The sequence below is a fragment of the Lyngbya aestuarii BL J genome (assembly GCF_000478195.2).
GTDB lineage: Bacteria > Cyanobacteriota > Cyanobacteriia > Cyanobacteriales > Microcoleaceae > Capilliphycus > Capilliphycus aestuarii.
On the sequence record NZ_AUZM01000166.1, the window covers coordinates 1 to 2,047 of the forward strand.

The following is a 2,047-nucleotide window of genomic DNA, read 5'->3' on the forward strand; positions in this document are numbered from 1 at the left end:
GCTCTTCCGATCTTTCAATTCCTCAAGACTTGGGTCAATTTTATCAATGGTTTCAAACGATTAGTCAGTTATTACAAGTTCCAATGACTAACTTTCCCGCTCATAATTATGTTTGTCAGATTGTGACTTGGAAGCGTGATAATGTTTTTAAACTGTATGAAACGCTTGAAAAGCATTCTAATCGTCACTGGATAGAAACTTTTTGTAACTGCTGGAATATTTCTGAATATGTTCTTTATGGTGTTTTTGTTGATCAAGTTCTAGGAGATCAATCAGGACATTTTTATGATCAAGCTCAAATTTGTCACCATTATTGGCGAGAAGAATTTTTATCCAGTGAAGATCTAAAAAGGTTTATTCTTGAGATTGAACCTTATCAGGTTGCTGTGATGATATCAGCAAAAGCTAATATTTCTATAAGCCAATATGAAAATCTGTTTCAGTTAATTCCGCAAATCTAGGATAATTTAAATTAAGTTTTTACTAATTTTATCTAGACAATAGAAGGTTGCATAATTTTTGTTGTAGTAACAATCAATAACACTGGATTGGTTTAAAACTTTTCATAGAAAATCCAGTCATATTGTAAACATATTAACTTGATATAAAAAACTGAAGTTGAGAGCTTGATTTTCACCCATTTTTTGAATTTATGTTATTTAAGAATTGAGTGAAGATGGGAAAGAAAACTTTCAATTACAGGATACCCAAATAGAGATTCTAGCAAAGCACGATCTGGGACTTTGAGTTGCTCCTCCGATAGACAAGTTAAAATCTCATGAGCAAAAGAAGGAGCATCAGATGCAACTCGGAAATACTGACTTGCTTCTTCGGGTAAACCTGACAATCCTTTTGGCCGAGAAACAATAGGATTACCAATTGCTAGCATATCAATTGATTTAATACTAACACCACTCCCTGTAGCAATGGGGTCAATTAGAACTCGACCAGACTGATAAATTATCTCTGCGGAAGGTGGATTAATTTTAAAATCTAAGTCTTTACTATTTTTTAAAATCGTTTTGATTTGAGAATTAGGATTTGAACCTGCGATCAAAACTCGAATGCTGGGCAATCGTTCTTTCAAAATTGGAAAAACTTCTTCAATAAACCATATTATACCTGCGACATTATTTTCGGAATGAAGATTTCCTAGAAAGACTACATCATAAGATTTTAATTCTTGAATATTTTGATCAACATCAAGATTAACTACTCCTGTTTTTTGCTTAGGCTGTTGATTAAATTCTATTAAAGGAGGTAAAAAATAGCCATTTTTAAATCCTTGTTCTTGCCAAAACTTTAAATCTTTATTGGATATATCATAAAAAGCTAAACTTTGTTTGAGGAGAGATTTTTCATAATTTTCTAACTGATTTAAAGACAAAAATCTTAGTAATTTACTATATCCTTTTGCACTTTCAAAATAATAGCGATAATGTAAGTATTCTATATTGTGTGATCGAATAATCATCGGTATTTTTAAAGCTTTGCTTAATCGAGAAGCCACCCAACCACCATGAATCTGATCGCATAAAATTACATCAGGCTGGAAATGATTAACAGAGCTTAGAAGTGTTTTCCATTTTTTTCCTCGAACTATTCTGGAGGTCACTTCTAAAGGATATAAAGATAAATCAATAACTCTACGAATATAACCCCCTAAAGTCTGCTTATAAGTAATTGGATAAAACTCTTTAACATACTGATTAATGATATCAAAACTCTCCGTATCTGGAACCTCATGACACCAGCAGATTAGTTGTATCTCTACTCCCATCTTAGCTAACATCTTTAACCGACGCCAAATATCAATTCGTCCCCCATGGACTGCGGGATAGGGAATTTCCATAGCAACAATAGTGAGTTTCATGCTTTTAGATAATTTTGTAAAAAATTGCTTTTTTATAATAGCATATTTTGAGTTTTCTTTTCAATACATAAAACCAGTTAATATTATATCTAAGTTTGGAGCCAGAAAATCATGGAATATGATGAGCTAATTAATTAATGATTTACATAGGGAGGTTATTAATGGCATCACAAA

At 31.9% G+C, this 2,047-nt stretch carries 2 protein-coding genes; one reads left to right on the forward strand and one right to left on the reverse strand.

All coding sequences use genetic code 11. From position 1 onward, the window contains the following. A partial coding sequence (locus M595_RS31365; RefSeq protein WP_023069806.1) for a DUF6492 family protein occupies window positions 1-461 on the forward strand: 461 nt, incomplete at its 5' end. Window positions 462-655: 194 nt separating this feature from the next. On the opposite strand, the gene M595_RS27155 is transcribed toward M595_RS31365, so the two are convergent. Then, the gene (locus M595_RS27155) at window positions 656-1,792 is read right to left on the reverse strand and encodes a glycosyltransferase family 4 protein (protein WP_238987109.1); all 1,137 of its coding nucleotides are present in this window, start codon (window positions 1,790-1,792) and stop codon (window positions 656-658) included. Between the last annotated feature and the right edge of the window lie 255 nt (window positions 1,793-2,047).

Excerpts from the sequence above, each read along its gene's own strand:
- M595_RS27155 (WP_238987109.1), bottom strand. The coding sequence starts at position 1,792 with ATGTTAGCTAAGATGGGAGTAGAGATACAACTAATCTGCTGGTGTCAT.